This is a genomic window from Roseovarius nitratireducens (assembly GCF_002925845.1).
GTDB classification, from domain to species: domain Bacteria; phylum Pseudomonadota; class Alphaproteobacteria; order Rhodobacterales; family Rhodobacteraceae; genus Roseovarius; species Roseovarius nitratireducens.
In genome coordinates, this window is record NZ_PDNI01000025.1 from 39,465 (window position 1) to 64,063 (window position 24,599).

The following is a 24,599-nucleotide window of genomic DNA, read 5'->3' on the forward strand; positions in this document are numbered from 1 at the left end:
GCCAGACGCCATAAGGCCCATGAGAGCCAACCCCTCGATGGCTTCGGGCAATGTTGGAGCATTGCCGCAACGGCGCGATGGCGCAAGTGATGCATGACACAACGCCTGCTTGCATGCATGCCCGATTGACTAAACGCGTACGCCGATGATTGCAGCAACAGCAGATCGCCTCAGCAGCTGCAGATTGTTCTGACCCAAAAATTGACCGCCTGTATCGCTCCAGGTCTGGACGCCATCTCGAGGCATCGCCATAACGGACCAAGATATACGTTATGGAGACATTTAATGCTTGTTGTGACAGCCATCTCCGCGAAGGGCGGTTCGGGAAAGACAACCCTCATACAGATGCTTGCGTCCGCCATGCTGGCACGCGGCCGCCGTGTGCACGTCATGGATGCGGATGCTGACAAGCAGATCCTCGAATGGGAATCAAAAAGCGCGCGCGCCGACTTCGGTGATCTGCCACGCCTTCCATGGCCCACAGGCTTGACCGTGGCCGATGCCCCCGAGACCGTTGAAGGCCTTTACCACGCGCTGGACAGCTTTGAGGCTGAAGGTGTGGATCTGGTTCTGATCGACACCCGCCCCGGCGAACACCCCGACACCGAAACACTGGCGCTGGCCTGCGACATGATCCTGGTGCCTGCCGTGCCGGTACAGTCGGATTTCGTGGCGGCCCTGAAAACCCTGACATGGGTCATTCGCATGATCGAGACCCTCGGGCTGGACGACCCCGCCCCGCTGTTTTCTGCGGTGTTGATGAACGCGGACAAACGCGCGATCGATTTCGTGACCGCAGGCGATGACTTTGAGCGTGATGCAGCAAGACGCAGGGTTCACCGGCAGGACCTTGAGGTCTTCGAGGTGATTTCAACCCTGCCGCTCCTACCAACGCCGGTGCCCCACCTCGCCGCGATCCAGCGCATGTCGCTGACCGGACCGCTCGGATACGTGCGGGACATTTATGAACAGGACCTGCGTCATCGGTTGCAGGCGGGGCATCTTTCCTCGGCCCTGACACTGTGCGGCGACGTCCTTTGCGACATCGAGGCCATGGTGGACGCCGCCAATGGCTAGGAAGATTCCAAACCGGTCCGGGACCGCTGTCTCGAACGAAGACAGGCTGGCACGGTCGCGGCAGTTCGCCACAAGCGCCACGAAATATGCAGCTTTAAATCAGAGTGCGGCGGCAGCGGTCACGACAGAAGGCCCAGCGGCAAATTCGGTGGACAAGAAAGAACCCCGGAAAGGGGAAAAGGCGGCCAAGGCTGAAACGGCGCGCATCAACTCGGGGGTATCTACCCAGCCGTTGGCGAATGATGCTTGCAGCAATAGCGCCGAAGGGCAGTCTCGAACCTATTACGTGCGCATCGGGGCTGAGGATCAGGCACGTATTGATGCGCTGGCAGAGCGATCTGGCCTTGACCCGGACTACGTTCGGCGTGCCTTGATCAAAGCGGTTCGCGCCCGCATTCAAAAACTGCGCGACACAGCGACCTGGCATGAGGTTGCCTCGGCTGCACGACCACGCCTGGCCGAGCCCAAAGGCACCGGTGCCCCCTTCATGAAATCGATGATCAGGCTCGAAGCCACCCATGTGGCGGCGTTGCAGACGAGCATTGATGACCCGCTCAACGTCTACGGGGCTACACAACTGTTATCCGCCATCGGCAAGGCGCTGCTGAGATCCGAGATCGACGAACTCGCCCAAAAGATCAGCGACATCGAAGTCCGGGCAGCGCGTCCTGATCCAGCGTAAAGGCATCTCGAGCAGTCACGACAGCGATTTGACCGCCCGCCTCGATCATGTCGATGAGCTGTGCCCATTCGGCAGAATCAGCATCACGTTGCGTTGCGATTCCGTCCTGCACAGAGAAGGCAGCCTGCTCGCCGGACGCCGCAAGAAAGACAATTCGTTGTGGCGCTTTGTCATCGCTGTGACGCGATAAAAAATACGCATGGCTCACGTTTGGGTTGTAGACACGGTCTGGATCGCAAACTAAGAGCAAAGTCCCGTCGTTTGCAGTCGCAGCATAGGTCTCCAGACCTCGCGACAAGCCGACCTCCCACTCGGCCGCGACGGAGGATGAAGCCGCGCCCAGAAAGAGCGCAATATGTAGAGGCCTGTAAAGCAAGTTAGTAAACTCCGTTTTGTGTTGGTTGCGCATATATAGGTACAGGTATCTACCTGCCACCTGATAACTGCGGCTCCGACCAAATGGAGGTCAGGAGTAGAGCATGAAGAATTATGCGGGTTACCCCGTAGAAGTCATTTGGGCGACAGTGAACGGTGAAGATGTCGAGGTCGGCGTCGTGTTCCAGTGGATCTGCGGCATGCGCCGTACCAGATGGTCCGATGGCTTTGATCAGGTGGACGGCGCAAACTTGAGATACGTGCCTTATGATGACGCGGGCTAGACCGCGATCAGCGCTACGATGCTCGTGAGCGAGCTGAGCAGGACACGATTGTGATCCGGGGGCAATAACACCGAGAGAGAGAACACGCGGGGCAGAGATCGTTGCAAATGCGACGACGGTTTGCAACGCTACCAAAGAAGACCGATAGGAGACCCATGAGATGAAAGAGATTTTCAACGTTGGCGAGACAATCTTGCTGGACGGCGCGCCGCTTGCACTGGTGACCCCCGATGGCGTCAAGGCCTGGATCGAAGACGGCGTTCAGCACAGCTTTCGCCACGACCAAGTGCGCGATCCGCTCAACGGCCAGTTGAAATACCGCTGTCTCTACGAGAAGGACGGGTCGGATATGCCGTTCGTGCTGGTAGGCAACCCTGACAGTCACGAAGGCGCGCACGTTATTCTGTTCGACCAGAAGCCAGACGCATAGCCCTTCGGAATCTTATCCCAGGTGGCGAACACTAGAGCCCCTCGGCTTCGCCCGGCGGCAGCGTCCACCTTGCAAGAGGGATGCAGACCCGTCAGGGCTGAAAGCGGATCGTGAAGGCGACCATGTGGCAAACGTCTTGGGATGGCTCAGGATGAGACAGACCAAGACGTATTGGCACAGGAAGACAGCAAGGTCAGAATTCAGGGCGGAGCCTCAGCAGCCCGGCCCCGCTTACGGGGCTTGCCCATGTCGAAACCTTCACCATTGTAGACAGTCACGCACATCGCAGCATGGAAGCCTCTTTCCCAGGTGCAGCATCGTGTTCGGCCCATACCTGTCAATTAACCATAGCCTGGATTGCTGCATTCGCAGCCCGCTTTGCCGACATTCGCCGCACGCTCGAAACCGTCAATTGTCAGCTGGGTAAATCTAATTGCAGCTCTGTGCACGCCCATTCTCTGTAGTCTGGTGAACAGTTCTTTAAGTATTCGTTCGGGTCAATCTCGGTCAGCACAGTGTCTCTTGGCACCGTAAATCTGATCTGATGCGCAAGAAGGCATCCGATCACATAGTCATCAAATTCATCCTCATGAAACTTGCACGCGGCGATCCCAAAGTGCTTGCTGAGCAAGGGGTCAATGTTTGAGTAGATGAAGTTAAGACAGGCGTATTGAACATCGCAATCTCGGTCATCGACAAAGTGCTGGATTTGGTTTCGGAGCGCTGCAATGCGCCGATAGCTCTCTATGTTCGGAACTTTGATGCCGGAGGTGGCCCATAACACGCTCGGCAGTCTAGAGAAGTCATGTGTTCGGCCGTTTTTTAGCAGCCAATCCAAGTCAATGTCGTCATCAGTGGTTTTTTCGCCAATGTTCTTGAACAAGAGTAGAGGATGTTCTTTGGCAATGAGTGCCTTAAGAACGAGCTCTCCCGCATGAGCGGCGGCTAAAGGCGCAAGCGATTGTCGATGCTCCATTCCCGGATCAAAATATACGGCGTCTGTGTTTGCCCGCTTCAACGCGTCAGTTGCGAGCCCCAAAATTCTCGTTGAGATACCCTTCAAACTTTCATGCATTGTATCGGCCGTGGATACGAACGCGTTCACTGAGGTCAATCATCAAGCAAAACTTTGCTGAAGGCTTGGTTTCGCTTCTTAGCCATAGAAACCAAGGTGTCATAGCCAAACGCTTGTATAAAAATTTCGCCGTTGTCGAAATAATGGGTCCAAATCTTAGGATCGTGGGGATTTTGGAAATTATGCCGTTTAAGGATTTTGATTAAGCTCGGAGTCAAATCGGCGATAATAAAGGCACTGCGGCGTGCAACTCGCTCAAACGACATGTGGGCACCATCCGTTCGAGTAATGCCGCCAGCAGCAATTGCCTTTTCCAGTGTGTCGATGACCTGCGTCACCGGATCGGATTTGGCTGGTCCAAAGCTGTAGTCGTCTCGGCTCGGCTTCTTAAACTCAACGATAGTCAAAGTGGTGCCATCCTCGTCACCTAAAACCATCGTATCATCATAAAACAAAAGGTCCGTGACCTTGTCACCTTTTTTGCGTCCGCCACCGTGCATTGTTCGATCACTCGACACATACGGTAAGAAAGCAAGAGCGTCGTCGATCAGCCAAAGGTTATGCTGGAAATACTCGATATCTACACTGTCACTGAACCGGCGAAATATCAGAGAATGAACCTCATCCTCAGAACCACGCTTCTTCGAATCGTCAAATTTTCGAGCCGCGTCGAGTAGCTCAATAATGCTCTTGCGATGGATGACATACTCGGCAAGTGCTTCCTTCTTTCCAGCATCAATGCGGCTCGCCAAATCTTTGATTTTTTCAGCGTATGACGCTGGATCATTGGCAGCCTCAGTTATCTGCTTGAGCAAATCTCCTGTGTTGCGATACCGAGATAGCGCGAGGTCTTGAACGAACTCTTCTGGCCCCCAGTGATTTGGTTTCTTGGCGACATACTCCGAAAGCGATTGCCCCTTTAGGCCCAAGCGCAAGATCGGGTTCTCGTGCAAGGCGACATTGAGTTTCTGCGCCTGCCCGGTTTTGATCTTTTCGATCTGCTGCTTTTCTCGGTCCTGAATCTTGTCACAGACAGCGCCCACGATTTCTTCAACCGCCTTGGGCGGCAGGTCCAAGCTGGTGCGCGAGTCGTTCAGACGGGTTTCAAAGGCATCGCCTCGCACGACTGCAACAATGATAAATTTGCTGTCGTCCTCGTCCACGAAATGCGTGGCACCCAGCTTGTTTGACAGGTCGCGGGGGTGTCCAACAATCCGGTCTGCCGCGGCGAAAAGAAGGCAATGGCTCTTGAACTGTTTCGTCTTGGGTATCTTGGTCAGCGTATAGTTTAGGGTGCATGTTGCGCCGTCGATAGCAGTGTCGATCTGGCCCGCAGCATGTTCAACGAAGATCGCTTTGAAGTAGCTGGTGATGTTCTCTGGTTCTTCATCGTCGAATTGAAGAAGGATTTCTGGCAACCCGCGATACAAGAAATATGGGAGAAAGTGTGATCCGATTTGATCTTTTACATCCTGCTTTGACAAACCGCCAATAAGATCGAACCAATCATTCAGTGGCTCATCCAGCTCGACACACAAGCCGCAGCCGGGAAAGTCAGGTTCACCGTCATGGAAAATGATTTCCTCGTCCTGCGAAATGTCAAAGCGGAAAGTCTTCGTCGCCTCGGCAGCAGCCGTTTCAAACCTGCTGGAGTAGTGAATACGCGAAAACACTTTGAACGCTATAAAGCGACCAAATCCGCGTCCGCGCTTGCTGAGCTTGTATCCGCTAAAAGGCGTCCTAAACGACCTATAGTTTTCGTCATTCAGACCGACGCCATTGTCGGTGACGCTAATCATCACCTTGTCAGGGTCATTTAGGTTTTCGAATTTGACGAGGATCTTTCCCTTGCGAGATGCTTGGTCGTCGAAACGCTGTTCGATTCCGTCCATCGAATTTGAAAGCGCCTCGAATACGGGCAGCAGGAAGCCTTGCACGTTTACCGACAAGTTGGTGCGTTCGAGAACAGCCGGCATGTCCGGCTTGATCAAGGCATCGGCATCATGCCCAGGAGCTCTTTCGCCATCCATATTGTTATCCTTGCTCACCACTATGGCGGGACCACTGTCGTATTCCATGTGTTGATAGCAGGGAAGGCTTGCGTCCGCATCCTTAAACCTAGGGCAATGTCCGCTTTGCCGCTGTCAAACAAATGCACTGCAAGTACAGCGAATGCCTGCAATCCGCCCTGCACGTTGCTGATGCTGCGGATGCGAGCAAATTGCGCGCAGATGCAGCGAACGACTGGAAGGTCCCGCAAAGCTGCCCGTCACTCGGCCTTGCTGAAATCCCGCGCGAGAATTTCCCGCGCATGCGCGACCCCTTCTGGGGTCAGGCTCAGCGATTTCGCCTTGCGCCTCGGATCCTCGATCAGACCTTTGTCATGGAGCCGGTCGGTGATGGCCCAATCGACCCCCTTCCAGACCTGATCGCCGTAGTGCAACGTGAGGCTGAGGATCGCGAGAACCGCATCATCGATCTTGTCGGTGTCAAGTGCCATCTCCCGCTCGTTTTCTTGATGGGGAGGGTTTTGCGCAATGTCACCGCGCTTCATGCATATCCCCGCCGCTTCTTTACCGCCGCAAGCTTCATCAGTGCGGTCACGGCGCGCCCTTCATCCGGATGCTGCTCGATCATCATCTGCCCGCGCGCGCCAATGCGGCCCCATTCGCGCACCAAGCTGGCGCCCCCAAAGAGATCGGGCTGAATGCTCATGCGGTAAAACCGCCGCATGTTGCAGGCTGGATCGATCCGCCGCATCTGCAGGTCGGTCGGGAACACCTCAAGTTGAGCGACAGAGTGAGACATATCGTGATCCAGCAGGCTTTCTTCCATAATATCAAGTGGACGCATGCCCTGCCACCTTGATTTCCCCGCGAGGGGAAAAGGGGGCTCACGCCCCCTTCTCGAACTTCATGACCGGGATGCCGAGCTTTTTGGCTTTGTCGGCAAGGTTCTCCTGGATGCCGGTGCCCGGGAAGACGAGGACACCCACGGGGAGCACATCCAGCATCGCGTCGTTGCGCTTGAAGGGGGCGGCTTTCGCATGCTTGGTCCAGTCAGGCTTGAAGGCCACCTGCGTCACGCCCCGGGCGTCGGCCCATTTGGCGGCGATAAGTTCTGCGCCCTTCGGGCTTCCACCGTGCAGAAGGACCATGTCGGGATACTTGGTCCGGACCTGATCGAGCTTGCCCCAGATCAGGCGGTGATCGTTGAAGTCGGTCCCGCCGGTGAGGGCAACCTTGGGGCCTGCGGGCAACATCACCTCGGTCTCTGCGCGGCGCTTGGCGGCGAGGAAGTCGCGGCTGTCGATCAGCGCGGCCGTCATGTGCTGGCGGTTCACCATTGATCCAGTGCGGGGGCGCCAGGTCGATCCCGTGTGATGGACGAACTCGGTCGCGGCGTGATCGCGCATCATGTCCATGCAATTCCGCCGTTCGATCAGGGTCAGGCCTTCGGCCGTGAGGCGCTCGAGTTCGACGGATTTCACCTCGGAGCCGTCCTGCTCCCGCTGGAGGCGGCGCTGCGCCTGTTCGTTTTCATCAAGCGACCGCTCAACCCTCGCCGTGGCACGGTGGAAGAGGTTGACCTGGCCCCAGAGCACCTCTTCGAGGTCGGGTTCCATGCGGGTGTCTTCCAGGGTCGCGACGAGGGCATCGAAGATGTCGGCGACTGCGACCGCGAGGCGCTGCCCATCGGGCATCGGGCGCGGATCGGGCTCATCAAAGGGGCGGAAGCCGTAAAGCTGCAACTCGTCGAGCGCATGGGCGGTCTGGGATGCGGTGTGGGCGGGCTCATACGCATCGTCGTGGGTGTGGATCGTCATGTGTTTCTTGCCTCCGGGCCTGTCTCGTCCGCGCGACAATCCGCGCGGCCTTCATGGGCTGCGAAAGCTGTCACTGGGGACGTCCCCTCACCCCGCCTTCGGGGCCGGAACGCATGTGGAGGAGGGCGGCAGGCAAGCTATTTGTTTCGCGATGCAAAGCGGGGGCTCGTCCCCCGCGGCGGAAATGGCTTGCCTGCCGCCCTTGATGGGGCGTCCCCTTTGACGGCCGCCTGCCCATCTCTTGAAGGCCGCTCGGGTGTCGGGTGGATGATATTTACCCGGGAAGAAGCAAAGGTGATGATCCACACCCACGACAGGACTGCAGGACCCCTACCCCCTCAGCCCCTGACCGCTCTCTGCGCGATGCAGCTCAGCCCAACAGGCGCTGCCGATCCTCGCGCCCGATCTGCCCTACCAGATGCTGGCGCAACACCTCCGCGCCGTTCGCCCGGAGATCATCGTTGAAATCCCCGAGAAGCGGCTCGAGCACTTGGGCTGCAATCCCGACCTCGGTCGCTCTGGCGCTCAACCTCTCTGCCGCGCGTTGCCCGGCAGGATCGCGGTCGATGGCGATGTAGAGGCGCTGCACCCCCTCCGGCAGCAGGACGGCCCCGAGATGACCCGACGAGAGCGCCGCCCAGACGGGAAGGCCGGGGGCTACCTCGAACAAGGACAGCATGGTCTCGATGCCTTCGCCGACGACGAGGATGTCCTCATGTGGGGTCAGCCTGACGGCATTGCCAAGTAGGTGACCCATGGCCCGCCGCTGCGTTTTGACATCCGCTTTCCCCTGACCGTCAAGAGCCAGCCAGGTGCGATGCACACCCTGCAAAGCCCCTGCCCCATCTGTGACCGCAGCTATCAGCGCCGGTCTGGGGATGCTCCGGGTCTGACCCTCATCCCGATGCCAGCACTTCGGGTGGAAGCGCAGCGCATTCGTCAAGCCGCCTTGGGTGATGCCCCGGGCGCGAAGGTACGTGTCGGCAAGCGTGCCTGCGACTGGCATAGCGGCTGCAAAGAGCCGCGCCGCCGCGGCTGGTGTGCCACCGGGGGCCTGGGCCTTCTTCGGCACTGGCCTATCCGGGCGGACCGGCTGCGGACGGCCCAAATGCGCTCGGGCCTCGGCCAGAAGATCGGGAAAGCGCGAGATCCCGGTTCGCTCGCGGATGATGTCGAGGAGATCGCCATGCAGTCCGACAGCCGCGTCCTGCCATTTGCCTCGGGCTCCCGGTCCTGATGTGGGTCCAGTCAGCCGCACGAAGAGCGACCGGCCGGGATTGTTCTGCAAATCGCCGACGATCCAGTAGGAACCTTCCCGCCGTCCGGCGGGAAGGTAGGCGCGACACACGCTCTCTGCGTTCTCCGCCAGAGCGCGGATCACATCTTCGGTCTCGGAATACATGGCTCAGCACCCTCCGCGCGCATGTATTCCTGTCACGGGACAACGTGCAAGAAGACGATCAAGCACTGCGATGCCGCTGGAGTCTGCGGGGCAGAAGAGCCGCAGCTTCCAGGCGATGATCTCCGAGAAGAACCCATCGGCCTTGAGCCGGTCCTTGGCGGCCTCAGAAAAGCCCGACAGCTCGATCCGGTTGACGCCCATGACGCGCGAGCGGTGCAGCTCCGTCCCTTCGGCCAAGCGCACCACGGTCTTGCCCTCCAGAACGAGGGCATGAACCTGTGCGGCTGTCAGCTGCGGCGCGTCAGCGGCCAGCGTGGTCGCGACCCAGGCGGGCGAAACGCGGCGGCCGATGATGCGCTGGCCATCGTCGGTTTGTAGTCGGTAGACGCGGGTTTCATCCTGCGGCAGTTGCTTCCAGATCGGCAGCAGTAGGCCAGACACGATGTGCAGGGTGGCTTCCGAGAACTCCGGCACCTCGGCCAGTTCCGCGGTCCATGCGGCAGTGAAGGCCGCCCGATCTGCCTCAAGCCAGTGGGTGTCTTCCATGATCTTCATAGGCACGGTGCTGGCGTCAGTCGGGCGGATCAGCCGCAGGCGCGGTTGGATCGTGCAATCGTCCAGCATCAGGCTGGTGGCAGGCACCTGCACAGCAGCCCGATTTGAGCGGCTGTTGATCAGGAGGCGCGCCTTGGGGTCCTCGAGCCAGTCGAGCGCATCCGCCAGCGACAGCGGCGTGTTGCGCTGCTTTTGCGCGATGGTCAGGAGCTGGGTTTCTGCGCCAGAGCCGGGATGAGTGTAGATGACGCGCGCATCCGTGACGCGGAAGCTCTCGGCGCGCAGGGTCTCGAGCCCAACGTCATAGACCCCGGCAGCGATGGCCCCCTCAATGCGCTGGTCGAGAAGTTCTTCGAAGGCCGAGAAGAGCACCGCCTGCAAATGAATCGTCAGCGCCAGAAGGCGGTTGAGGAAGGTCGTGATGGGCGGCAGGTCGTCTTTGAGGCCGTTGTCATCGGTCAGGCTGAGTCCCGTCGCATCTTCGAAGGCCCCAAGGGAGCAGCCCGCCACATCGCCGCGATAGATGCGGCGGTAGAGCTGGCGCAGCGCATCGCGGGCATAGGGGGACTCCAGATTGTCCTCGGGACGGAACAGCCCCTGCCCCCCGGTCTGGCGCTGGCCGCGCGTGATGGCCCCGAGCGTGTCGAGACGGCGCGCGATGGTCGACAGGAATCGCTTTTCCGCCTTCACGTCGGTGGCCACCGGCCGGAAGAGCGGCGGTTGCGCCTGATTGGTGCGGTTGGTGCGGCCCAAGCCCTGAATGGCCGCATCGGCTTTCCAGCCCGGTTCCAGAAGGTAATGTACCCGCAGGCGCTGGTTCTTGGCCCCCAGATCAGCGTGATAGCTGCGCCCCGTGCCGCCGGCATCCGAGAAGATCAGGATGCGCTTCTGGTCATCCATGAAGGCGGCGGTTTCCGCGAGATTGGCCGATCCCGCCCGGGATTCGACCACAAGCCGCGCGGCATGCCCCTCGCCCTTGCGCACAATGCGGCGCGACCGGCCCGTCACCTCGGCCACGAGGTCGGTGCCGAAGCGCTGGACGATCTGGTCGAGCGCACCCGGCACGGGCGGCAGCGACGCCAGCTTCTCGATCAACGCATCGCGCCTGCGGGCCGCTTCGCGGCATTCCACCGGCTGACCATCGCGCATGACAGGCCGGGACGAGAGGTTGCCCTCGCTGTCGGTGAAGGGCTCGTGGAGCTGTACCGGGAAGGAATGGGCGAGGTAGTCCAGTACGTATTCCCGCGGGGTGATGTCGACGCGGATGTCGTTCCATTCGTCGGTCGCGATCTCCGACAGGCGCCGCTCCATCAGCGCCTCACCTGTCGAGACGATCTGGATCACCGCTGCATGGCCAGCCGCGAGATCGGCGTCGATGGCGGCGATCAGCGTGGGGGTTTTCATCGAGGTCAGCAGATGGCCGAAGAAGCGCTGCTTGGCAGACTCGAAAGCCGAGCGCGCGGCAGACTTGGCCTGCCGGTTCAGCGTGCCGTACTCACCCGTGATGTTCGCCGCTTCCATCGCGGCGGCCAGGTTGTTGTGAATAATGGCGAAGGCCCCGGCATAGGCATCATAGAGGCCGCGCTGTTCGGGGGTCAGCGCATGTTCCAGCATCTCGTATTCGACGCCGTCATAGGAAAGCGAGCGGGCAGTGTAGAGACCGAGGGAGCGCAGGTCGCGGGCGAGAACCTCCATGGCCGCCACGCCACCGGCTTCAATCGCCTCTACGAATTCCGCCCGGGTGGCAAATGGGAAGTCCTCCCCGCCCCAAAGACCGAGGCGTTGCGCATAGGCGAGGTTATGCACCGAGGTCGCGCCGGTGGCCGAGACATAGACCACGCGGGCATTCGGCAACCTGTGCTGCAGGCGCAGACCCGCCCTGCCCTGCTGCGAGGCCGTGACATCGCCGCGCTCGCCCTTCGATCCGGCGGCATTGGCCATCGCATGGCTTTCGTCAAACAAGATGACCCCGTCAAAATCCGCCCCCAGCCAATCAACGATCTGGTCGACGCGGGATTTCTTGGCCCCGCGCTCCTCGGAGCGCAGCGTGGCATAGGTGGTGAACAGGATGCCCTCGGTGAGCGGAATGTCGCGGCCTTGTGCAAAGCGCGACAGCGGCGTGACCAGCAAGCGCTCCTGCCCAAGTGCGGACCAGTCGCGCTGCGCATCCTCCAGCAGCTTGTCGCTTTTGGAAATCCAGAGCGCCTTGCGCCGACCTTGGGCCCAGTTGTCAAGCACGATCCCGGCTGACTGGCGGCCCTTGCCCGCACCCGTGCCGTCGCCCAGGAAAAACCCGCGCCGGAAACGGATGGCGTCTGGATCGTCGTCCTTGGCGGCCAAGACCATGTCGCCGGTCTCATCCACGCACCAGGACCCGGCAAGATGCGCGCAATGCGCCTCGCCGGCGTAGATCACGGTCTCGAGCTGCGCGTCGGACAGCAGGCCATCGCGCAGGATGGCGGCGGGTAGCTTGGGGCGATAGGTCGGTTTTGGCGGTGCGACCGAGGCCATGGCCGCCGATTGCACGAGCTTCGTTGGGTGTGGTGCCGCACCGGGGATGTCGATGGCCTGCAGGCGGAAGGTCTCATAAATGGTATCCGACAGGCGCGCACTGGCCCCGTCCTCGCTCGCATCGCGCAGGCTATAGGTAAGGTCTGCGGCCTCGATCTGCGCGGCAGTGTTGGTGGGGAGTGTTGCTGGCGTGGCGCGCGATGTGCTGATGGCCGTGCGCGTGGTGCGGGCATAATTTCCCGGGAAGAGGGAAGATCGGCCCTGCCCTGCTGATGCGACCTGCGCCAACGCGAGGCGCGGGGGGACGTGGGTGGTGATCAGCGAGAGCAGGCTGGCGACATCAGGCGATATCGGGTGCGTCAGATCGGCAGTAATACCGCCCCGCTCGCCACCGCGGCATTTGTCGAAGACCGAAATCCGCGTCTCGAAGCTGGTGCCGTGTTTGACGAAGGCAGCACCCGACACGTGGCCTGTGAACACCAGATGCGCGGTCTCAGTCAGGCGGGCGAAGGTTTCCGCCCAGGCGGGCGCATCGGGCGCAAAACTCGCTCCCGTGACGGCGACCAGCCGTCTGCCGGGGGCAAGACGCGCCAGCGCCGAGCGCAGATGCCGCGCTGTCGCCTCGGTCGTCCGACCATCGACTTTGGCCACAGCCGAGAATGGCGGGTTCATCACGATGACGCTCGGGCGCAGGTCCGCGTCGAGATGATCGTCGATCTGGGCTGCGTCAAAACCCGTGACGGGGCGGCCCGGAAACAGGAGCCGCAGAAGATCGGCGCGGGTGTCGGCAAGCTCGTTGAGCATCAGGCTGCCGCCCGCGATTTCCGCGAGGATGGCCAAAAGGCCTGTTCCGGCCGAAGGCTCAAGCACCAGATCGCGCGCGGTGATCTGCGCCGCCGCCAGTGCCGCCAGCCCCATGGGCAGCGGCGTCGAGAATTTCTGGAACCGCTCCATCTCCTCGGACCGCCGCGTATGGGTCGGCAAAAGGCCGGACACCTTGGCGAGGATCGGCAGCAGCGCGCCGGGCGAGCCAGCCCGCGCCAAGAGCGCGCGGCCAAACTTCCGCAGGAACAGAATGAGCGCTGCCTCGCCCGCCTCATAGGCCAGTTTCCAGTCCCAGGCACCCTCCGCATCGGAGCCGCCGAAGGCGCGCTCCATCTCAACGCGCAGGCGCAGCGCATCGATCTGGAAACCCTGCGCCAAATCAGGCTGCAGCGCCTCGGCCACGCTCAAGATCGCAGCAGCCGTATCGGGGGACGGGATGGGGACAACGGGTGCAAGCGCGCGCGTTTGGACAACAGGGGCGAGATGGGTCATCGGGAAACTCCGGAATGAGGGACAGGATCAGGCCCGGACACCCTCTTTCGGGCACCCTCAGGCCTGACCCTCCCCGGCCTTCCTCTTCCTCTCAAACCCCATGTTATTCGCAGGCGGCTTGTTTTTGTTCCCGTTATGTTCTATTTTGAGAGCTACGCTATGAAGGGAGACCCCCGATGGAAAGCACAAACCAAGCCCTGCCCGCGACGCCAAAGCAGATCGCCTATGCGCGCGCGCTGGCCCTGCGCAACCAGACGCTTCTGCCGTGGGAGGTTCAGCAAGATCGGCACTCCTTGAGCGCCTGGATCGACGCACAAGCCAAGCTGAACCCGGGCGCGCAGGACAGCCGCCCGACATCAAAGCAGGTCGCCTTTGCCGAACGCCTCGCCCGGATCAAGCGCCGCGCCGTGCCGGACGAATGTTTCCGCGACAAGGGGCTGATGTCGAAGTGGATCGACGGGAACAAGTGAGGCTGAGCAGACCCTGCGATGATCGAGATTACTTCAGCCGATCAACAACCGATGCCCCGCCCGACCTGGCAAGCGCGATCAGGCTGGACTGGATCTTGGATGTGAAGACGGAACTGAACGTGCCGATGGGCGTGCGGTCCTCCCAGACATAGGACCGCTCCAGAATATCTGTGTTGATCTCGTCCAGCATGACCCATTTGCGGACATGGGTCTCCAACCCCACGCGCTGCGACTCGATCTGTGGCACCTCGATGAACTTGCGCGAGGCCAAGGGCGGTTGCGTCGTGATCGGCAGGATGAACACCACGGTCTCGCTATCGGACCTGGCGACAGTAACAGCGATACAGACAGGCCGCGTCTTGCGGCCCTCGGTCTCACCCGCCATCTGCTCGCGTTTCCACAGGAACGGATAGCGGAAAACCTCTCCAGCACTCGGCTTAGTCATCCGCCTGCGTCAAGTCCCGCTCGAGCCCTTCTATCATCAGCGCCTTGAGATCCTCTGGCATCTGGTCAACCATGTGAGCCTGTTGCGTGGCCCCCCGCGTGAGGCTCTGATACTGATCCATGCTCATCAGCACGAATTTCGGCTTGCGATGCTTGGTGATCGCGATCGGCGACCGAATGGCCGCGTCAAACAGGTCACTTGTGTGCCGCGTCAGGTCGGCCGCCTTGAACTCGGGAAGCTCATGCATGATCGGGGTCTCCATTTGTGCAGAATATACATACATTCTGGATATTCTGCAAGAGATGGGTTGCGCTGAGGGCAGGCTGACCCAAAGCTTTGGGTCATCCCCAAGAAATATTACGGCGACAAGAGCCTGATGTCGAAATGGAACGATGGGAACAGATGACGAGTATCAGTCGGTGGATGGCGTTCTGGTGCCCGGATCACTGAGGGATTCCTTCTGCCTGCGAAATTCTGCCCGTAGCGCTTCCGTCGGTGAGGGCGGAGAATCCAAAGCTTCGAAGAACGCCTGATGGTCGCATGGCTTCAAGTTTGTGAAGTCAGGGCTGTTGCCGTTTTCTGATTTCAATCTTCCGGACCTCCAAGAGCGCATACGCTGTAACTCGTCAGCCGACAGCCGTAATCGAGTAGTGTGCTGTTCCATCCCAAACAAGATCCCAAGACGCGCCGGGCCGAACGTTCTGGATGGCGTGCGGCTCAAAGCAGACCAGGCATTTCCCGCCCGGCGCAGGAGCCCGGACTGAGGGATAAATTAGGCCCCTGGATCCAGCTCGGCGCAGATGCTGGGCCAGGCTTTGACCTTCGGGATATCCTACCGTCGGATCCGGATGCAGCGCCGGATGACCCGGCTCCTCGGTCATGTCGTCGAACACGCCGATAAAGTCGGCCAGCAATTCCACATATCGGGCGCTGTCATGGAAGCTGCCGGTAAAGCCGAGCTCGCGTGTGCGGTGCCAGGCCACTTCGCTGACGGAAACCATCACATCCCATGCGCAGTACCAAGCGCCCCGCTCCTCAGTGTTGAAGCGGTTTCCGCCGGCGCGGGTGTAGGTGAAGGCGGCGTTGACATGACTGTCGCCGTAGATGCGCAGATCACGGCTCCGGCGCTGCCAAGCGAGCTCGCGCGGGTCCAGATGCGGGTTGCAGCCACGTTCCGCCAGAAGACGGCCGCTGGTCAGACCCTCGATCTCAGCCAAAATCTCCATCTCGTCATCGGTATCGACGAGACCGCGCAGGGATGGCGGCTTGTGGTAGGTGGCGGGCAGGAGACGAACGAGACCACGATCGGAAACCTCGGTCTGCTTCATGCCCCACCACGCAACGCATCAAGGTAGGTCCGCACCGCGAGGATCTGCGGCAGGCCCCCGTCGATGGCGGTGTCGACTGGACGGCTGCCCCCAAACAGCGGACCGGTGTTCGGTCGGGTGAACCAGCTTCGCGCGAGCGGCTCGGAGAAATAGAGCTCGAGCGACTTGTAAATGCCGATCACCGCACTGAGCCGCAGCAGTTGGTCCTTGGTCAGTTCCCCCGCAAAGTCCGGCTTCTTGGCGCGCTTCCATGTGCTCTCTGACATGTCGGCAAGGCCAGCCGCTTCCTTAAGGCTGAGACCCCAGGCATCGGCCACGCGAGCATAGGCTTTCAACGCGACGGCGTTGATCTGTGCGGGTTCCCGGATTTTCTCTGCGACGTACATGGCGTCCTCCATTGGCCTAATATAGTCCATATGGGCCGCTTGTAAAGGTCAAATGAACCTAACGTCTGCTTTCCACTCACCGGAACCGACGCCCAGCTTCGGTGAACGTGTACTCATTGACGATGATCCCCTCCTCAATGGCCTCATCCGAGGTCAGGTGGTCGTATTCGGCCTGAAGCTGACGATAGAGCCAGCGGGCGAGATCGCGCAGCGCCTCGGTCACGATTTCTTCCGCGTCCTCGGTGGGCGGCTGCCAGGTCGGGCTGTCGCGGGTGACGTCCACGGACATGGTGTATTCGTGGTAGTAGCGGCCACGATGGCTGACCTCGGCAGCAAGCTGGTAGAAGTTACGCCGCTGGATTGCCTGCAGCCGGTCGGCAATGCCGTGCAGCGTCGCGTACCGGGGCGCATAGTCCCGGATACGCGCGGCCGCGCCCTTGGCATGGGACCAGTAGCCTTCGAAGCAAGCCCCATCCCCTTGGCTCCAGAACCCGGAAAACCAGATGCAGGGCTCGGACCGCGTGCCTCCGCCCATCAACCGGACCGGGGTGGTTTTGAGCCGGATGCCGAGGACTTCGCAGATGCGCTCAAAATCCTCATAGACCGCGTCCCACCAATCGTCGTGGGGCCCAAGCTCGCAATACCAGCTGCGGGCCTTGTCCTTGGCGACGTCGGAGAGTTCAGGAAACTGGTAGACTGTTGTACAGATGACCTCAGGCATCGACGTCCTCCCCGTTCAACGCGGCGGACAGCCATTCCTGACTGCTCGTCCAGCCGATGGATTTGCGGGCGCCGAGATCAATGACATGCGCGCCGCCGCCGAAGGCGTCGAGGCGCGGACGGGAACAGGTCAGGGCGTACTGGAAACCCCATAGACCGGTGAGGTCGAGGTCTTCGGCGAGGCGGAGCACGAAGCGGATAACCGCCTCGACATCGCCGTGCTCGTCGTCATGGATCCAAAGAGTGCTGCCGTCGGGCGCGTCTTGGCGCGCAAGAGTGAAGCCCGAGACCTCAGGCTCGTCTGCGTCCTGATCCGTAGCGCGCAGTTCCTGAAACAGCGCAAACGCGCGGGCGGCCTTGTCGGCCGTGCCGACGTCGATCAGGCATGAGAAATGAGTGAAGTAATCCGCCATGGGGACCTCCTGAGATTGAGAAACCCGGCCAAAGGGGCCGGGCGCTGGATTTGGACGAGGGGATGGGGCAGAGCGATCAGCCAGATGGCGGATCGACTGCGGTCTGACGCGCTGCGTGCGCACAGAGCATCTGCCGGTAGAAGCGTTTGCGCGCCGTTCGGAAGCTGCGCACGGCGCGCGTGTTGGGGTGAAGCGCCCGGACCGCAGCGCGCAGGACAGTGAAGGGCGACGCCGTCAGCGGCAGGTCGAGGCGCAGGTATGCTGGATCGATCATGTCAGCTGACCTCGACCACGGGCGAGGCGAGATGCGGGTCGACCTTTGCCTCGATCCGCTCGGTCCGGCCCATCCAGGGCTCGGGCCGGATCGCCTTCACCCAGTCCGCAAAGCTCGGGATGAAGCCGAGGTCTTCCTTCACATGCTGTTCACCCACCCAACGGGTCGGGATGATGCGTCCGGTCGAGAGCGTGAGGGTCGCGCCGAAAATCGTTTCCGTCATGAAGATGCCCTCGGCATGATGGCGCAAGGCCCGGTGCCGAAAATCCGCAGTGATCTCCTTGCTCTGGTCGAACCAGGTATGCACCGCCAAATAGCAGTCGACCGTGCCGCCCCATTTCTTCACCGAGGAGAGGGCGTGGTGATACGGATGTGCCATACCCGCCCCCTCAGAAATCATGGGTGAAGAGTTCGGACGAGGTGAACCGCTCGTTGAACTCAAGGTGGATGCAGCGGGCGGAAGCGTCGAAGCAGAACTCGCCCCAGGCGCCGTCATTGTTCTCCCAACCCCCATGGGTGTCAGACAGGAAGTCGTAAGCCAGCTGCTCGACGACATCCTCCAGTGATAGGCTGCGCATCTCGACCTCGGGGTCATCCCAGGTCAGCGCGGCATAGGGGATTTCAGTCGCGGAGAAATCGACAGCCGTCTCGCCCGCCCAGGCGCCGATGCTTTCGATCTGGCCGCTGTCACCGGCACCGTCGAAGGTCACTGTGACATGGGTAATCCCGGCGGCCATGAGGCCATCAAACAGACGGTCCTTGTTGCCCGGGCGCAGGGCGAGGGTCCGGGCAGTGCGTTCGGCATGTGCGGCAAGGATCGCCCCGAAATCGACGGTGGAAGGCCGCAGCGGTGCGGCCAGAGTGGGTTCAGTCTGGGTCATGGATATCTCCGTTCGGTGAGGACAGGTCAGACCCCCGGGTGGCGCACTCTTCTGGCCCCCGAAGGCTCAAACCCCTCCCACCCCTCCTCTGTCTCTCGGGCGTCACGCCGCGATCTTCAGCGCGCGGGCGGCAAAGGCGCGCCAGAGCGGATCGACAAGGCGGGCATCCAGCAGATCGGCACGGTGACGCAGCCGCTGCGCCAGTTCAGGCTCGTGCCAATCAGTGGCGCGGCCAGCCTGGGCGCGAAGTTGAACCGCCTCGGTCACAACGGCCCGCGCCTCAAGAGCATTGGCGACAGGGTGGCACCAAGCCACAGCGCCATGACTGGCGGCTCCGGCAAGAACCAGGCGCTGGTCGCAATCAAGGATCGCCAGAAGCTGCGGCGCTGCATCGGGGTTGTTGTCCTCCGCAAGCTCAAACGCCCCCTGCATGGCATCGGCCAAGGTCGCAAAACGCTCAACAACCACGGGGGCAGCGGTGCCCGACATCAGGGCTGCCGGCGTCCGGTGCATCCGCGTCAGCGCGAAAGGCAGGCTGGGATCAGAAGCGACAGTCGGGCCATTTGGGACGGGGCCCATCGGGCGCGGGCTCGGCTGGATCGGCATGGGAAGGTCAAACATGGAAAATATCTCCAACGGCGCGGGAAGCCGCTCTCCCCACCTCATCCGTCAAAGACCAAACCGCCGCCCTCTTCCTCGAAGGGGCGACAGCGGCAGGTCCGATGAACTTTCAGAGCTTGCCGAGCGCCCGCAGGCTCAGCTCCGCCCCGGCACCCACGATGATGTGGTCATGCAGCGTCAGGCCGAGATACTTGCAGCCCTTCTGGATCTCCCTGGTCATGCTGAGATCGGCCTCGGACGGCGTCGGATCGCCCGACGGGTGGTTGTGGATCAGGATCAGGGCGCTGGCGTTCAGCATCAGCGCCCGCTTGATCACCTCGCGCGGATAGACCGGGACATGATCAACTGTGCCGGTCGACAAGAGCTCATCGGCGATGATGCGGTTCTTGCGGTCGAGATAGAGGACATGGAACCGCTCAATCGGGCCGCGGACGGTCAGCGCGCAATAGTCCATCAGCGCCCGCCAGCTGCTGATGACCGGTTTCTGGCTGAGGTATCGGCCAAGGATATCGCGGGCCTCGAGGATGACGGTTTCTTCCTGGGGGGTCATGGGCGTCTCGCTGAAATGCGCGCACCGAAGCCCGCTACCCTTTCGGGGCGGGGCCAACGGCGTGCATGTTGAGAAAGAGGCTGCAGCGACCGCCCCGGTGTCGGGCGATCACTGCGTGGGGGCTCTGTCAGCCGACCCGGTCGAGGAGCTTCTTGGCGCGCCCTTCCATGTCGAGGCGGGCATCCTGCTGGGTCTTGTCGCGCGCAAGCCGCGTGATGCCCTGCACGAAGTCGAAGATACTTTCCGGTGGGCGGCCCTCTTCCAAAAGCACCTTCTCGATGATCTTACCGGACTCGGCCTTCGAGAAACCGCGCTTGCGCAGGAAATCCGCGCGATCCTCATCGCTGCGTGCCACGGTCTGCTGCCGCGCAGCCTTGATCCCGTTCACGAACCCCTGCGGCGAGGAATTGGCAAAGCGCGTCAGCGCCGGGGCGGCCTCATGGGCAAAGCGGGAAGCGGCGTATTTCGAATGCCGGATTCGGATCTCCTGAAAATCCTCGACGCCCCAGAGGTTGCGGTTCTGGCACACGGCCCGCAGGTAGAAGCTCGCCATACCGAGGGTTTTCGCGCCCACCTCGGAGTTCCAGCAGTAGAAGCCCCGGAAGTAGAGGTCAGGAGAGCCGTCAGGCAGCTTGCCCGCCTCGATCGGGTTACGATCATCGACCAGGAACAGGAAGACGTCGCGGTCCGAGGCATAAAGCGTGGTCGTGTTGCGGCTGATCTCGACATCGGGGTTGTAGACCCCGGTCGACCAGTCGAGCACGCCCGGCACCTTCCAGCGCGTGTCGCCAGTGCCATTGCCCGCGATGCGCTGCACCGCCTCGACCAGCTCGTAGTCATGGATACGGCCGTAGTCCGGGCCGGTCACCGCGCGCAATTCGGTGCGGCCGTCTTCCGTCTCGAAGGTTTTCACCTGCTCAGCGCGATGATTGGTCAGGCCATACTGCAGATTGATCCCTGCTAGCGGCGCGGGCAACTGCCGCAGATAGGACGCCGGCGCGCCGACGATGCTGGCAAGCTGGCCAAACGCCCAATGCGTCGGCGCGACAGGCGCCTCGGCTTTAGGCAGCATCAGGTGCAACCGCTCGGGGTTGTCACGTGCGGCCTCGACGCGGATGTCTGCTGTCTGTACCACGCGGCTGCTGCTGCGTTCCGACCGACCTTTCACATTGGCCCAGAGATCGTCGAGCGACAGATACCGCTCGTCATCGGGACGGTTGAACCATTCGGACGACACCCGTCCGTTCCGCTCACCCCGGCTCACATCCACCTTCCAGCCACCAGCCCGCGCCGGCTGCACCGGATCCATTACTTCCACAACGCCCATCGGCATTCCTCCGTGACAGGCGCCGGGAGCCACTCTCCCAGCCTTCAACCCATCGCGAAAGCAACCAGCCCTTCTCTGACTCTCCGAACGGTGATGCTCAGACCATCATTGCAGACCGGGCAGTCGGCTCAAACCTGAGCAGCACCGATCCGTCAAGAGCCTCCGGGCTTGCGCCCTGACCCCAGTTCGGCCACAGCCTCAAGAAAGGCCGTGTCGAGCACTGGGGTGTCCCATCTGTTCGATGCGGTTATCCAGCGATCCAGATGATCCCGAAAGCTCGGATCGTCCCGCCGCATGTGGAAGGTGAACAGGCGGTCGACGATCTCCCGCATCAAAGCCGCCATCTGCGCATCATCGATATGCGACACCGTGCGCCAAGGGATGGTCTGACCTGTGGCGTCGATCACGTTCACGTCCGAGTAGTCGCCCGTCAGCGTGACCGGCTGCAGCCCGGCATGCAAATTCTCCAGCCCCGTGTTGCGGATGCAAATCATGGCCATGATCTTCGAAAGATTGCCGGCGATGAGTTCTTCGTCTTCGACCTTCATGCTCAAGTCCTCTCGACGATCGGCCCCCGCTCCCTCACAGTTCGCGGCGAGAGCATTGGATCACTCGTTCAGATAGGCGACCCAGTTCTGTCGCGCATGCACGATGCGCAACACCTGCAGCCAACCAGCCTCGATGCGGTAGATGATGAGATGCGATCCCGAGCGGTAGAGGCGTACGGGCGGGCGGATTTCGGTGCGCTCACGCGCGAGCTGTGGGTGTTGGACCATTAGATCCATGTCTGTGGCCAAACCGCGGATGTAGGTTTCCGCCTGACTTACGGACCAAGTGCGCGCGGTATAATCCCAGATCGCGTCCAGATCATTCAGCGCGGCGGGTGAGAGGCGGTATTCAACGATTTTCGGTTCTGGCATTCTGATCCCGCTTGCGGGCAAGAAATGCCTCAACATCCAAACGTCCGGCCGGGCCGCTTGCGAAGCCATCATCGACAATCTGCTGCAACTCGGAAATGGCCTGCTGGCGGTCCTGATCCCGACGGATCAGGTCGCGCACATAATCGCTGGCATTGCTGTAGCGTCCGTCCTGGGTCTGGGCCTCGACCCAGACCTTCATGGGGTCCGGCAAAGAAACATTCATCGTGGCCATGGTCGCGATCTCCTTTGCGACAATGATGACACGATTTGGCAAAGTTTGTCAAATCGTGCAGGTGCCCTGCTGCGCAGCTTGCCTTGGGCACGCCACAAACCCGGCGGGTTGCCCCGCCGGGTCCGAGGGGGAGACCCCGTTCTTAGAACGGGATCTCATCGTCTTTGTCGACCAGCTCGGGGGACTCAAACTCGGCCGACTTCGGGCGGCTCAGGAAGTCGACCTTCTCGGCGATGATCTCACAGCCGTAGCGGTCGTTGCCCATGCTGTCGATCCACTTGCTGTAGTGGATGCGGCCGTGGACGAGGACCTTCATGCCCTTTTCGCAATGCTCCGCGACCGTCTTGCCGAGACCGTTGAAGCAAGTGATGCGGTGCCATTCGGTGTCCATGACCCGATAGCCGTTCTCGTCGCGCAGGACGCGACCTTCCGAGAGGCGGGGGCGCGAGGTGGCGAGGCTGAAATTGGTGATGTTGGTGCCGCCCTGGGTGGTGCGGGTTTCGGGTTTTTGACCGATGTTGCCGGCGAGGATGACGATGTTTTGCATGATTAGCTCCTGTGTTTCCTGTCTTCGGGACCATCCCTTCGACAAGACCCTGAAAAAGCCCGTCGGGTGATGCGTGCACGGTGGACAGCATGGACACCGGAAACCCCCAAAGGACCGGGGTGGAGCGGGCAGGACGCCATAGGCGGCCAACACGGCCCGGGCTGACGCGGGGTTGCGCGCAGGAGGCCGAACGGGATTAGGGGATTGTCAGTCGAAGGGATGGACCGGAAGCCAGAGAGGCGCGGGGAGCCCATGCCAGACCCTGTCATCCTGCCAATCAGGACTGCCTGTACCCAGGCCCAGCACCCTAAACTGGCGGCAAAGACTATGGATCAACCAACCCTCGCCACCTGCCCCTGCCTACGGGATTGCGGGCCCATGCCCCGGCGGGCTATCGATACCGGAACATTCAGGACACGAGGTATGGCATGACTGATTTCGATCTCGAGGCGTTGTCGCTTCCCGAGCTGAAGAAAATGCAAAAGGACATCGCCAAAGCGATCTCCAACTTTGAGGATCGACAGAAGGCGGTAGCCCGCACCAAGGTCGAAGCTGTGGCCAGAGAAATGGGCTACTCCCTAGCGGAACTGATCGGGACCGATGGCAAGCCCAAGCGCACCCGAGTCGCACCAAAATACCGGCACCCTGAGAACCCGGACGTCACCTGGTCCGGTCGTGGGCGTAAACCGCAGTGGTTCGTGGACGCGCTGGCTGCCGGCACACCTGCCGGTGATCTAGAAATCCGCTGAAGTATGAGCAGCCCTGCGGCTCAAGAACCCGAGGCTGATCATTGCCTGATCCGGTCATTCGGACCTGGCGCCAGCGCAGGACAGGAGCGGCCTATTCCGGGCGCTCAGTGTGGCTAGCCCCTTCGAGCGACCGTCACAGAGGGCGGATAGGCATTGTTGCAGAACTCAGGCCTGAGGTGTGAGTGCCCCTTTCCCCGCTGACGTCATGCCACGCGGACGATCTCGGCGGTGCCGAGGGCGTTGAAGCGGTTCATGAGGGCGATGCGGATGTGGATTTCGGCGGTCTGGCGGTCGGGGTCTCTTGCGGCGATGCGCTCGCCGAAGGCTTTCAGGCAGCGCATTTTCGCTTCGACCCGACTTCGGGTGTGATAGCCCGTCCAGCGCTTCCAGAAGGCCCGGCCATAGTATCGGGTGGCGCGCAGGGTCTCGTTTCTGGCGCGGGCCGCCGGGCAGTCGTCCTTCCACAGGCGGCCGTTTTTCCGGATCGGGATGATTGGAACGGCATCCCGTTCGATGATGGCCTTGTGGCAACGGCGCGTGTCATAGGCGCCATCCGCCGTCACCGTGCCGATCGGCTCGTCTGCCGGGACCTGGCCGAGCAGGTCTGGCAGCACGGGGCTGTCGCCGTCGCGGCTGGGGGTGAATTCCACCGCTCGGATGTCGGATGTGGCCGGGTCCATGGCAAGGTGCACCTTGCGCCATTGGCGACGGCCCTGCGGGCCGTGCTTGCGCGCCTGCCATTCACCATCGCCGAGGAACTTGATCCCGGTGCTGTCCACGAGCAGGTTCAGCGGCTCGTCTGCACGGCGATACGGAACCTGAACGGCCAAGGTTTTCTGCCTCCGACACAGCGTGGAGAAGTCCGGCACCGGCCAGTCCAGCCCCGCCAGCTTCAGAAGGCTGGCCACCATGCCTGCGGTCTGGCGCAAGGGAAGCCTGAACAGCACTTTGATCGACAGGCAGAACTGGATTGCCGCATCGGAAAACACCGCTGGCCGTCCGGGTCGCCCGTCACGCGGCGCGCGCCAGGTCATATCCTTGTCGACCCAGATCAGCAGAGCCCCCCGCTTGCGCAGCGACGCGTTGTAGCTGGACCAGTTCGTCGTGCGATAGCGGGCAGGAGGGGGCTTGCTCATGCAGCCTCTGTAACCGCATGGATTCACGAAGTGAATCCTTCACCGGGATAGTTCTGCAACAACGCC

31 protein-coding genes are annotated in these 24,599 nt (G+C 61.4%); 6 read left to right on the plus strand and 25 right to left on the minus strand.

Annotated features, from left to right (window positions below; all coding sequences use genetic code 11):
- The first annotated feature begins 201 nt into the window (after positions 1-201).
- Together CRJ03_RS04660 and CRJ03_RS04665 are read left to right on the plus strand one after the other, a co-directional pair.
- Entirely contained in the window at positions 202-1,077 is an 876-nt protein-coding gene (locus CRJ03_RS04660) for a nucleotide-binding protein (protein ID WP_129590235.1), read from the plus strand.
- Positions 1,070-1,759, plus strand: coding sequence for a hypothetical protein (locus CRJ03_RS04665; RefSeq protein WP_129590236.1), 690 nt, complete (start codon positions 1,070-1,072; stop codon positions 1,757-1,759). Before CRJ03_RS04660 ends, CRJ03_RS04665 begins: the two co-directional genes overlap by 8 nt.
- Here CRJ03_RS04665 and CRJ03_RS19600 read toward each other — a convergent pair.
- Positions 1,716-2,135 carry a hypothetical protein gene (locus tag CRJ03_RS19600; RefSeq protein ID WP_206018299.1) on the minus strand — a complete coding sequence of 140 codons (420 nt, stop codon included), beginning with the start codon at positions 2,133-2,135 and terminating at the stop codon, positions 1,716-1,718. The genes CRJ03_RS04665 and CRJ03_RS19600 overlap by 44 nt on opposite strands.
- A gap of 103 nt (positions 2,136-2,238) precedes the next feature.
- Here CRJ03_RS19600 and CRJ03_RS04670 point away from each other — a divergent pair, with 103 nt between their 5' ends.
- Both CRJ03_RS04670 and CRJ03_RS04675 read left to right on the plus strand, forming a co-directional pair.
- A complete protein-coding gene (locus tag CRJ03_RS04670; protein ID WP_104017753.1) occupies positions 2,239-2,418 on the plus strand; it encodes a hypothetical protein in 180 nt (59 codons plus the stop codon).
- 160 nt (positions 2,419-2,578) lie between these two features.
- Positions 2,579-2,848 carry a hypothetical protein gene (locus CRJ03_RS04675; protein ID WP_104017754.1) on the plus strand — a complete coding sequence of 90 codons (270 nt, stop codon included), beginning with the start codon at positions 2,579-2,581 and terminating at the stop codon, positions 2,846-2,848.
- A 415-nt stretch (positions 2,849-3,263) separates the two neighbouring features.
- On the opposite strand, the gene CRJ03_RS04680 is transcribed toward CRJ03_RS04675, so the two are convergent.
- The 7 genes from CRJ03_RS04680 to CRJ03_RS04710 all read right to left on the minus strand — a co-directional run bounded on the left by CRJ03_RS04680 (position 3,264) and on the right by CRJ03_RS04710 (position 13,534).
- The gene (locus tag CRJ03_RS04680; protein WP_206018300.1) at positions 3,264-3,923 is read right to left on the minus strand and encodes a hypothetical protein; all 660 of its coding nucleotides are present in this window, start codon (positions 3,921-3,923) and stop codon (positions 3,264-3,266) included.
- A 35-nt stretch (positions 3,924-3,958) separates the two neighbouring features.
- The gene (locus CRJ03_RS04685; protein WP_104017755.1) at positions 3,959-6,001 is read right to left on the minus strand and encodes an ATP-binding protein; all 2,043 of its coding nucleotides are present in this window, start codon (positions 5,999-6,001) and stop codon (positions 3,959-3,961) included.
- A 191-nt stretch (positions 6,002-6,192) separates the two neighbouring features.
- Complete coding sequence (locus tag CRJ03_RS04690) at positions 6,193-6,423, minus strand: DUF6429 family protein (RefSeq protein WP_104017777.1); 231 nt, start codon at positions 6,421-6,423, stop codon at positions 6,193-6,195.
- Between the two features lie 50 nt (positions 6,424-6,473).
- Entirely contained in the window at positions 6,474-6,731 is a 258-nt protein-coding gene (locus CRJ03_RS04695) for a WGR domain-containing protein (RefSeq protein WP_104017778.1), read from the minus strand.
- Positions 6,732-6,816: 85 nt separating this feature from the next.
- Positions 6,817-7,749, minus strand: coding sequence for a DUF2493 domain-containing protein (locus tag CRJ03_RS04700; protein WP_104017756.1), 933 nt, complete (start codon positions 7,747-7,749; stop codon positions 6,817-6,819).
- A gap of 370 nt (positions 7,750-8,119) precedes the next feature.
- Positions 8,120-9,151 carry a DUF7146 domain-containing protein gene (locus CRJ03_RS04705; RefSeq protein WP_104017757.1) on the minus strand — a complete coding sequence of 344 codons (1,032 nt, stop codon included), beginning with the start codon at positions 9,149-9,151 and terminating at the stop codon, positions 8,120-8,122.
- A gap of 3 nt (positions 9,152-9,154) precedes the next feature.
- Positions 9,155-13,534 (minus strand): strawberry notch family protein, encoded by a 4,380-nt coding sequence (locus CRJ03_RS04710; RefSeq protein WP_104017758.1) that lies wholly within the window; start codon positions 13,532-13,534, stop codon positions 9,155-9,157.
- 176 nt (positions 13,535-13,710) lie between these two features.
- Between CRJ03_RS04710 and CRJ03_RS04715 the strand changes: the two genes are divergently transcribed.
- Complete coding sequence (locus CRJ03_RS04715; RefSeq protein WP_104017759.1) at positions 13,711-14,004, plus strand: hypothetical protein; 294 nt, start codon at positions 13,711-13,713, stop codon at positions 14,002-14,004.
- A gap of 28 nt (positions 14,005-14,032) precedes the next feature.
- Here the strand turns inward: CRJ03_RS04715 and CRJ03_RS04720 are convergent, their stop codons facing one another.
- The 16 genes from CRJ03_RS04720 to CRJ03_RS04795 form a co-directional block, all read right to left on the minus strand.
- Complete coding sequence (locus CRJ03_RS04720) at positions 14,033-14,449, minus strand: hypothetical protein (protein ID WP_240611555.1); 417 nt, start codon at positions 14,447-14,449, stop codon at positions 14,033-14,035.
- Positions 14,442-14,696 carry a type II toxin-antitoxin system Phd/YefM family antitoxin gene (locus tag CRJ03_RS04725; protein ID WP_240611556.1) on the minus strand — a complete coding sequence of 85 codons (255 nt, stop codon included), beginning with the start codon at positions 14,694-14,696 and terminating at the stop codon, positions 14,442-14,444. Before CRJ03_RS04725 ends, CRJ03_RS04720 begins: the two co-directional genes overlap by 8 nt.
- A 379-nt stretch (positions 14,697-15,075) precedes the next feature.
- Positions 15,076-15,777, minus strand: a complete 702-nt coding sequence (locus tag CRJ03_RS04730) for an RES family NAD+ phosphorylase (protein WP_104017762.1) — start codon at positions 15,775-15,777, stop codon at positions 15,076-15,078.
- A complete protein-coding gene (locus CRJ03_RS04735) occupies positions 15,774-16,175 on the minus strand; it encodes an MbcA/ParS/Xre antitoxin family protein (protein WP_035714338.1) in 402 nt (133 codons plus the stop codon). The genes CRJ03_RS04730 and CRJ03_RS04735 overlap by 4 nt, the downstream gene beginning before the upstream one ends.
- A 64-nt stretch (positions 16,176-16,239) precedes the next feature.
- Positions 16,240-16,884, minus strand: coding sequence for a DUF8835 domain-containing pootine (locus tag CRJ03_RS04740; RefSeq protein WP_104017763.1), 645 nt, complete (start codon positions 16,882-16,884; stop codon positions 16,240-16,242).
- Complete coding sequence (locus CRJ03_RS04745; RefSeq protein ID WP_104017764.1) at positions 16,877-17,296, minus strand: hypothetical protein; 420 nt, start codon at positions 17,294-17,296, stop codon at positions 16,877-16,879. The genes CRJ03_RS04740 and CRJ03_RS04745 overlap by 8 nt, the downstream gene beginning before the upstream one ends.
- Before the next feature lie 76 nt (positions 17,297-17,372).
- Positions 17,373-17,570: a hypothetical protein gene (locus CRJ03_RS04750; protein WP_104017765.1), complete on the minus strand. Its 198-nt coding sequence runs from the start codon at positions 17,568-17,570 to the stop codon at positions 17,373-17,375.
- 1 nt (position 17,571) lies between these two features.
- Entirely contained in the window at positions 17,572-17,949 is a 378-nt protein-coding gene (locus CRJ03_RS04755) for a DUF6915 family protein (RefSeq protein ID WP_104017766.1), read from the minus strand.
- Between the two features lie 10 nt (positions 17,950-17,959).
- Positions 17,960-18,451, minus strand: a complete 492-nt coding sequence (locus tag CRJ03_RS04760; RefSeq protein ID WP_104017767.1) for a DUF6878 family protein — start codon at positions 18,449-18,451, stop codon at positions 17,960-17,962.
- A gap of 102 nt (positions 18,452-18,553) precedes the next feature.
- The gene (locus CRJ03_RS04765; protein ID WP_104017779.1) at positions 18,554-19,072 is read right to left on the minus strand and encodes a DNA repair protein RadC; all 519 of its coding nucleotides are present in this window, start codon (positions 19,070-19,072) and stop codon (positions 18,554-18,556) included.
- 109 nt (positions 19,073-19,181) lie between these two features.
- Positions 19,182-19,622, minus strand: a complete 441-nt coding sequence (locus tag CRJ03_RS04770; RefSeq protein ID WP_104017768.1) for a JAB domain-containing protein — start codon at positions 19,620-19,622, stop codon at positions 19,182-19,184.
- A gap of 127 nt (positions 19,623-19,749) precedes the next feature.
- Positions 19,750-20,949 (minus strand): DUF932 domain-containing protein, encoded by a 1,200-nt coding sequence (locus CRJ03_RS04775; RefSeq protein WP_104017769.1) that lies wholly within the window; start codon positions 20,947-20,949, stop codon positions 19,750-19,752.
- A 152-nt stretch (positions 20,950-21,101) separates the two neighbouring features.
- On the minus strand, positions 21,102-21,497 hold the full coding sequence (locus CRJ03_RS04780; protein ID WP_104017770.1) for a hypothetical protein: 396 nt from the start codon (positions 21,495-21,497) through the stop codon (positions 21,102-21,104).
- A gap of 60 nt (positions 21,498-21,557) precedes the next feature.
- Complete coding sequence (locus CRJ03_RS04785; RefSeq protein ID WP_165375239.1) at positions 21,558-21,869, minus strand: type II toxin-antitoxin system RelE/ParE family toxin; 312 nt, start codon at positions 21,867-21,869, stop codon at positions 21,558-21,560.
- Positions 21,847-22,101 (minus strand): type II toxin-antitoxin system ParD family antitoxin, encoded by a 255-nt coding sequence (locus tag CRJ03_RS04790; RefSeq protein ID WP_104017771.1) that lies wholly within the window; start codon positions 22,099-22,101, stop codon positions 21,847-21,849. Before CRJ03_RS04790 ends, CRJ03_RS04785 begins: the two co-directional genes overlap by 23 nt.
- A gap of 142 nt (positions 22,102-22,243) precedes the next feature.
- Positions 22,244-22,648: a single-stranded DNA-binding protein gene (locus CRJ03_RS04795; protein WP_104017772.1), complete on the minus strand. Its 405-nt coding sequence runs from the start codon at positions 22,646-22,648 to the stop codon at positions 22,244-22,246.
- A 428-nt stretch (positions 22,649-23,076) separates the two neighbouring features.
- Between CRJ03_RS04795 and CRJ03_RS04800 the strand changes: the two genes are divergently transcribed.
- Positions 23,077-23,397 carry an H-NS histone family protein gene (locus CRJ03_RS04800; protein ID WP_104017773.1) on the plus strand — a complete coding sequence of 107 codons (321 nt, stop codon included), beginning with the start codon at positions 23,077-23,079 and terminating at the stop codon, positions 23,395-23,397.
- A 203-nt stretch (positions 23,398-23,600) separates the two neighbouring features.
- Here CRJ03_RS04800 and CRJ03_RS04805 read toward each other — a convergent pair whose 3' ends face one another.
- Complete coding sequence (locus tag CRJ03_RS04805; protein WP_104016971.1) at positions 23,601-24,533, minus strand: IS5 family transposase; 933 nt, start codon at positions 24,531-24,533, stop codon at positions 23,601-23,603.
- Positions 24,534-24,599: the final 66 nt, after the last annotated feature.

Excerpts from the sequence above, each read along its gene's own strand:
- CRJ03_RS04665 (WP_129590236.1), top strand. The coding sequence starts at position 1,070 with ATGGCTAGGAAGATTCCAAACCGGTCCGGGACCGCTGTCTCGAACGAA.
- CRJ03_RS04670 (WP_104017753.1), top strand. The coding sequence starts at position 2,239 with ATGAAGAATTATGCGGGTTACCCCGTAGAAGTCATTTGGGCGACAGTG.
- CRJ03_RS04675 (WP_104017754.1), top strand. The coding sequence starts at position 2,579 with ATGAAAGAGATTTTCAACGTTGGCGAGACAATCTTGCTGGACGGCGCG.
- CRJ03_RS04680 (WP_206018300.1), bottom strand. The coding sequence starts at position 3,923 with ATGCATGAAAGTTTGAAGGGTATCTCAACGAGAATTTTGGGGCTCGCA.
- CRJ03_RS04685 (WP_104017755.1), bottom strand. The coding sequence starts at position 6,001 with ATGGAATACGACAGTGGTCCCGCCATAGTGGTGAGCAAGGATAACAAT.
- CRJ03_RS04690 (WP_104017777.1), bottom strand. The coding sequence starts at position 6,423 with ATGGCACTTGACACCGACAAGATCGATGATGCGGTTCTCGCGATCCTC.
- CRJ03_RS04695 (WP_104017778.1), bottom strand. The coding sequence starts at position 6,731 with ATGTCTCACTCTGTCGCTCAACTTGAGGTGTTCCCGACCGACCTGCAG.
- CRJ03_RS04700 (WP_104017756.1), bottom strand. The coding sequence starts at position 7,749 with ATGACGATCCACACCCACGACGATGCGTATGAGCCCGCCCACACCGCA.
- CRJ03_RS04705 (WP_104017757.1), bottom strand. The coding sequence starts at position 9,151 with ATGTATTCCGAGACCGAAGATGTGATCCGCGCTCTGGCGGAGAACGCA.
- CRJ03_RS04710 (WP_104017758.1), bottom strand. The coding sequence starts at position 13,534 with ATGACCCATCTCGCCCCTGTTGTCCAAACGCGCGCGCTTGCACCCGTT.
- CRJ03_RS04715 (WP_104017759.1), top strand. The coding sequence starts at position 13,711 with ATGGAAAGCACAAACCAAGCCCTGCCCGCGACGCCAAAGCAGATCGCC.
- CRJ03_RS04720 (WP_240611555.1), bottom strand. The coding sequence starts at position 14,449 with ATGACTAAGCCGAGTGCTGGAGAGGTTTTCCGCTATCCGTTCCTGTGG.
- CRJ03_RS04725 (WP_240611556.1), bottom strand. The coding sequence starts at position 14,696 with ATGCATGAGCTTCCCGAGTTCAAGGCGGCCGACCTGACGCGGCACACA.
- CRJ03_RS04730 (WP_104017762.1), bottom strand. The coding sequence starts at position 15,777 with ATGAAGCAGACCGAGGTTTCCGATCGTGGTCTCGTTCGTCTCCTGCCC.
- CRJ03_RS04735 (WP_035714338.1), bottom strand. The coding sequence starts at position 16,175 with ATGGAGGACGCCATGTACGTCGCAGAGAAAATCCGGGAACCCGCACAG.
- CRJ03_RS04740 (WP_104017763.1), bottom strand. The coding sequence starts at position 16,884 with ATGCCTGAGGTCATCTGTACAACAGTCTACCAGTTTCCTGAACTCTCC.
- CRJ03_RS04745 (WP_104017764.1), bottom strand. The coding sequence starts at position 17,296 with ATGGCGGATTACTTCACTCATTTCTCATGCCTGATCGACGTCGGCACG.
- CRJ03_RS04750 (WP_104017765.1), bottom strand. The coding sequence starts at position 17,570 with ATGATCGATCCAGCATACCTGCGCCTCGACCTGCCGCTGACGGCGTCG.
- CRJ03_RS04755 (WP_104017766.1), bottom strand. The coding sequence starts at position 17,949 with ATGGCACATCCGTATCACCACGCCCTCTCCTCGGTGAAGAAATGGGGC.
- CRJ03_RS04760 (WP_104017767.1), bottom strand. The coding sequence starts at position 18,451 with ATGACCCAGACTGAACCCACTCTGGCCGCACCGCTGCGGCCTTCCACC.
- CRJ03_RS04765 (WP_104017779.1), bottom strand. The coding sequence starts at position 19,072 with ATGTTTGACCTTCCCATGCCGATCCAGCCGAGCCCGCGCCCGATGGGC.
- CRJ03_RS04770 (WP_104017768.1), bottom strand. The coding sequence starts at position 19,622 with ATGACCCCCCAGGAAGAAACCGTCATCCTCGAGGCCCGCGATATCCTT.
- CRJ03_RS04775 (WP_104017769.1), bottom strand. The coding sequence starts at position 20,949 with ATGGGCGTTGTGGAAGTAATGGATCCGGTGCAGCCGGCGCGGGCTGGT.
- CRJ03_RS04780 (WP_104017770.1), bottom strand. The coding sequence starts at position 21,497 with ATGAAGGTCGAAGACGAAGAACTCATCGCCGGCAATCTTTCGAAGATC.
- CRJ03_RS04785 (WP_165375239.1), bottom strand. The coding sequence starts at position 21,869 with ATGCCAGAACCGAAAATCGTTGAATACCGCCTCTCACCCGCCGCGCTG.
- CRJ03_RS04790 (WP_104017771.1), bottom strand. The coding sequence starts at position 22,101 with ATGGCCACGATGAATGTTTCTTTGCCGGACCCCATGAAGGTCTGGGTC.
- CRJ03_RS04795 (WP_104017772.1), bottom strand. The coding sequence starts at position 22,648 with ATGCAAAACATCGTCATCCTCGCCGGCAACATCGGTCAAAAACCCGAA.
- CRJ03_RS04800 (WP_104017773.1), top strand. The coding sequence starts at position 23,077 with ATGACTGATTTCGATCTCGAGGCGTTGTCGCTTCCCGAGCTGAAGAAA.
- CRJ03_RS04805 (WP_104016971.1), bottom strand. The coding sequence starts at position 24,533 with ATGAGCAAGCCCCCTCCTGCCCGCTATCGCACGACGAACTGGTCCAGC.